General features: G+C 74.5%; 5 protein-coding genes. 4 read left to right on the top strand and 1 reads right to left on the bottom strand.

Translation table 11 applies throughout. The features are described from left to right. From MNZ39_RS23260 to MNZ39_RS23245, 4 genes are all read left to right on the top strand, one after another. On the top strand, positions 1–634 hold a 634-nt coding region (locus MNZ39_RS23260; RefSeq protein WP_242341475.1), incomplete at its 5' end, for a CoA pyrophosphatase. After that, on the top strand, positions 631–1,722 hold the full coding sequence (locus MNZ39_RS23255) for a mannose-1-phosphate guanylyltransferase (protein ID WP_242341474.1): 1,092 nt from the start codon (positions 631–633) through the stop codon (positions 1,720–1,722). The genes MNZ39_RS23260 and MNZ39_RS23255, both read left to right, overlap by 4 nt. 104 nt (positions 1,723–1,826) lie before the next feature. Next, complete coding sequence (locus tag MNZ39_RS23250) at positions 1,827–3,197, top strand: phosphomannomutase/phosphoglucomutase (RefSeq protein ID WP_242341473.1); 1,371 nt, start codon at positions 1,827–1,829, stop codon at positions 3,195–3,197. A gap of 2 nt (positions 3,198–3,199) precedes the next feature. Next, the gene (locus tag MNZ39_RS23245) at positions 3,200–4,159 is read left to right on the top strand and encodes an ROK family protein (RefSeq protein WP_242341472.1); all 960 of its coding nucleotides are present in this window, start codon (positions 3,200–3,202) and stop codon (positions 4,157–4,159) included. Positions 4,160–4,162: 3 nt separating this feature from the next. Here the strand turns inward: MNZ39_RS23245 and MNZ39_RS23240 are convergent. Next, a partial coding sequence (locus MNZ39_RS23240) for an energy transducer TonB (protein ID WP_242341471.1) occupies positions 4,163–4,746 on the bottom strand: 584 nt, incomplete at its 5' end.

Below are 4,746 nucleotides of genomic sequence, written 5' to 3'. Positions count from 1 at the left end.
ACGCAGGAGCCGCGCCGGCGCCGCTCGGCGCCGCGCTCCGCCGATGAGCCTCGCGGCGCTGCGGACCGCGCTCGCGGCGCGCGCGCCGGGCCTCGCGCCGCTCGACGAGATCCGCCCGGGGGCGATGCCGCCGGGCGGCTTCCTGCGCGCCGCGGTGCTCGTCCCGCTGCACGCGAAGGACGACGCGCCGCACGTCCTCCTCACCCGCCGCACCCGGCACCTCCGCCGTCACCCCGGCCAGATCAGCTTCCCCGGCGGCCGGGTCGATCCGGAGGAGGAGCACCTCGCCGCGGCGCTGCGCGAGGCGCGCGAGGAGATCGGCCTCGATCCCGCCCAGGCGGAGGTGATGGGGCGGCTCTCCGAGACGCTCGTGCTCACCTCCGCGTTCTGCTTGACGCCCTGGGTGGCGACCGTGCCATATCCCTACCCCTACGCGGCGGCGGCCCACGAGGTGGAGGAGATCCTCCACGTGCCGTTCGCGGCGCTGCTCGCGCCGGGCGCGCACCGGACCGAGCGCGCCGAGGCGTGGGGGCTGCCCGTGGACGTCCACTTCTTCAGCGTCGGCGGCGACACGATCTGGGGGGCGACCGCCCGCATCCTGGCGGAGCTCCTCTCCATCTGGAGGACCCTGTGAAGATCCACCCCGTCATCATGGCCGGCGGCTCCGGCACCCGCTTCTGGCCGCTCTCCCGCAAGGACCGGCCGAAGCAGTTCCTCCGCCTCGCCGGCGACGCGCCGCTCCTCGCCGCGACGGTGGCGCGCCTCCCGCCGCTCGCCCGGGCCGACCGCACCTGGGTCGTGTGCGGGCCGCAGCACGCCGCCGCGGCGCGGCGGATGCTCCCCCAGCTGCCGAAGGATCACTTCATCGTCGAGCCCTGCGCGCGCAACACCGCGCCGTGCGTCGGCCTCGCCGCGCTCCACGTGGCGGCCCGCGATCCGCAGGGGATCATGGCGATGCTCCCCGCCGACCACCACATCGCCAAGCCCGCCGCGTTCCGCGACGCGATCGCGGCGGGCGCGCAGCTCGCCGAGCGCGGCGCCATCGCCACCATCGGCATCCGCCCGTCGCGGCCGGAGACCGGCTACGGCTACCTGAAGCTCGGGCCGCGCCTCGCGGCGCGCGGCGGCAAGGGTGCCCCGCGGCTCCACGCGTTCAAGGTGGAGCGCTTCGTCGAGAAGCCGGACGCGAAGACCGCGGCGCGCTACCTCGCCGACGGCTCCTACCTCTGGAACTCCGGCATCTTCGTCTTCCGCGCCGACGTCATCCTCGAGGAGATCCGGCGCGCGATGCCGGTCCTGGGCGAGCAGCTCGCGCAGATCGCCGCGGCGCTGGGGACCCCGGCGTACGCCCGCACCCTGAAGCGCGTCTTCCCCGAGTGCCCGTCCATCTCCATCGACTATGGCGTCATGGAGAAGAGCGATCGCATCGCGGTGGTGCCCGCGGACTTAGGCTGGAGCGACGTGGGCAGCTTCGCGGCGCTCCCCGACGTGCGGAGCACGGACGCGACCGGGAACGTCGCCGAGGGCGACGCGCTCGTCATCGACGGAAGGAACAACGTCGTCATCGCCACGGAGGGCCGCCCCGTCGCGGTCATCGGCCTCGACGAGGTGGTGGTGGTGGACGCCGGGGACGCCATCCTCGTCTGCCGCCGCGACCGGGCGCAGGACGTGCGCAAGGCGGTGGAGGAGCTCACCCGCCGAGGCCGCGACGAGGTGCTCTGATTCGGGGGGGCCGCGCGCGCCCCTTCGTGCTAGACAGCGCCCGTTCGCCCCGTCGTGGCGCGCCGCGGGGGGCGGCACGACATTACTCGCACCGGAGGACCCCCATGGCGACGCTCTCCCCGACGATCTTCCGCGAGTACGACATCCGCGGGCTCGTCGATCAGGACCTCACGGAGGAGGCCGTTCACCTCGTCGGGAAGGCGCTGGGCACGCGCATCCGCGAGGCGGGCGGGCGCAAGGCGGCCGTGGGGAGGGACGCGCGCCTCTCGGGTGAGCGCTTCCGCGACGCGATGGTGTCGGCGCTCGCCTCCACCGGGGTGGACGTGCTCGACCTCGGCGTCGTGCCGACCCCGCTCACCTACTTCGCGGCCCACACCGCGGGCGTGGACGGGATCTGCATGATCACCGGCTCGCACAACCCGCCGGAGTACAACGGCCTCAAGGTCGGCCTGGGCGCGGCGACCTTCCACGGCGAGGAGATCCAGGCGCTGCGCCGGCTCGCCGAGTCCGGGAAGTTCGCCACCGGGGCGGGGAAGGTGACGCCCTACGACGTCGTCGCCCCCTACCGGAAGTACGTGCAGGAGAACCTCCGCCTCGGCGGCCGCAAGCTCAAGGTGGTCGTGGACGCCGGGAACGGGACGGGCGGCGTCATCGCGGTGCCGATCTTCGAGGCGCTCGGGATCGAGGTGGTGCCGCTCTTCGTAGAGATGGACGGCCGCTTCCCGAACCACCACCCGGACCCCACGGTGGAGAAGAACCTCGAGCACCTGAAGGCGAAGGTGCTGGAGACGAAGGCGGACCTCGGCATCGCCTACGACGGCGACGCGGACCGGGTGGGCGCGGTGGACGAGAAGGGGAACGTGCTCTGGGGCGACCAGATCATGATCCTCTTCTCCCGCGCGCTGCTCGCGGAGCAGCCCGGCGCCGCCATCGTCGGCGAGGTGAAGTGCTCGATGTCGCTCTACGACGACATCGCGAAGCGCGGCGGCCGCGGGATCATGTGGAAGGCCGGGCACAGCCTCATCAAGGCGAAGATGAAGGAGGAGCACGCGCTGCTCGCCGGCGAGATGAGCGGGCACATCTTCTTCGCCCACCGCTGGTTCGGGTTCGACGATGGGATCTACTCGTCGGGGCGGCTCGTCGAGCTGCTCTCCAAGACGAGCGCGCCGCTCTCCGCCCTCCTCGCCGACGTGCCGCGGACCGAGTCGACGCCGGAGCTGCGGGTCGACTGCCCCGAGGACAAGAAGTTCGAGGTGGTGCGGCGGGCGCAGGAGTTCTTCTCCGGGCGCTACGAGGCGGTGACCGTGGACGGCGTGCGCGTCGTCTTCCCCGACGGCTGGGGCCTCGTGCGCGCGTCGAACACGCAGCCCCTGCTCGTCCTGCGCTTCGAGGCGCGCACGCGGGAGCGGCTCGACGAGATCGAGCGGCTCGTGCGCGGCAAGGTGCAGGAGATCATGCGCGAGCTGGGGGCGTAGCGATGCCGCTCGGGATCGGCGTGGACCTCGGCGGGACGAACGCCCGCGCTGCGGTGGTCGACACCGACACGGGCGAGATCGTCGCCGCCCACAAGGAGCCGCTCCGCGAGCGCGAGCCGTCGCGCGTCGTCGCCGTCGTGCAGCACGCCATCGCCGAGGCGTCGGCCGCGGCGGGGCTCGCCACAGGGGCGGTGGGCGCGGTGGGAGTGGGCGTCGCCGGCCAGTGCCTCGGGCGCACCGGCGTCGTCCTGAACGCGCCGAACCTGGGCTGGCGCGACGTCGCCTTCGGCGCGCTGCTCTGCGACGCGCTCGGGCTGCCGGTGCGGGTGGCGAACGACCTCTCGGTCGCCGCGTGGGGCGAGAAGCGCTTCGGCGCGGCCAAGGGGCTCGACGACGTCGTGCTCGTGTTCGTCGGCTCCGGCGTGGGCTCCGGGCTCATCCTGGACGGCCGCCTCTACGACGGCGCGCAGGGCGTCGCGGGCGAGTTCGGCCACGTGAAGGTCTGCCCGCTCCGGCCGGAGACGTCGGTGCGGCGCTGCGGCTGCGGCGACTGGGGCTGCCTCGAGGCCTACACCTCCGGCGTGAACGTCGCCGCGCGGGTGCGGGAGGAGATCGCCGCGGGCGCCCGCACCGCCATCTTCGAGCGCGTGGCGGGCGATCTCGGCCGGGTGAACGCGAGCCTCGTCGACGACGCCTACCGCGAGGGCGACGCCTACGCGCGGGCGCTCTGGGGGGAGGTCGGCGAGCTCCTCGGCACCGCCATCGCGAACCTCGTCACGCTCCTCAACCCGGCCCGGCTCATCCTCGGCGGCGGCGTCCTGCTCGGCAGCCCCGCGCTCGGCGACCTCGTGCGCAGCGCGTTCGACGAGAAGGTCTCGAAGTCCGCGGTGAAGCAGCTCAGCATCGAGCACGCCTGGCTGGGGGATGATGCCGGGGTGATCGGAGCCGCAGTACTGCCCTGATTGCTAGGGCAGCTCGTAGCGGACCGTGTAGCGCAGCCGCGTCGCCACGCGCTCCTCGCCGCGGCGGGCGGGCTCGAAGCGGCAGTGGCGCTTCACGCCCGCGACGGCCGCCTCCCCCAGGCCGTGGCCGGGCTCCTCCACCACCTTCGCCTCGGCGACGCGGCCCGCCTCGTCCACGACGAGCGTCAGCACCACGCGCCCCTCCACCCCGGCGCGGCGGGCGGCCTCGGGGTACTCGGCCTGCGGGATCTCGCAGGCGACCGGGCGGGGCAGGGTCGTCACCTGTGCCGGGGGGACGTATCGCTCGGAGCGGTAGGCCTGGACGTCCTCCGGCTCGGGGGCGGTGCGCGGCGCCTCGCCGTGGAGCGTGTTGCCGGCCGGGGCCGCGAAGCTCCCGCCCTCGGTGGTCGCCGACATCGAGACGCCGACCCGCACCGGGGCGCGCCTCGGCGCGTCGCGCGGGGGCTCGGTGTTGGGCGGGGGCGGCGCCGGATCGGGGCGCGCGAGGCGCGGCGCGTCGGGAGGCGCCGGGGCGCTCCGTCGCGGGACGGGGCGGCGAGGGATGGGCGCGGGCTCCGGCTCGCGCG

The sequence above is a fragment of the Anaeromyxobacter sp. SG66 genome (assembly GCF_022690805.1).
Lineage (GTDB): Bacteria > Myxococcota > Myxococcia > Myxococcales > Anaeromyxobacteraceae > Anaeromyxobacter > Anaeromyxobacter soli.
This window is presented reverse-complemented; position numbering and strand designations above follow the sequence as displayed.

Bases quoted from the DNA above. Each gene is read 5' to 3' on its own strand.
- MNZ39_RS23250 (WP_242341473.1), top strand. From the start codon at position 1,827: ATGGCGACGCTCTCCCCGACGATCTTCCGCGAGTACGACATCCGCGGG.
- MNZ39_RS23245 (WP_242341472.1), top strand. From the start codon at position 3,200: ATGCCGCTCGGGATCGGCGTGGACCTCGGCGGGACGAACGCCCGCGCT.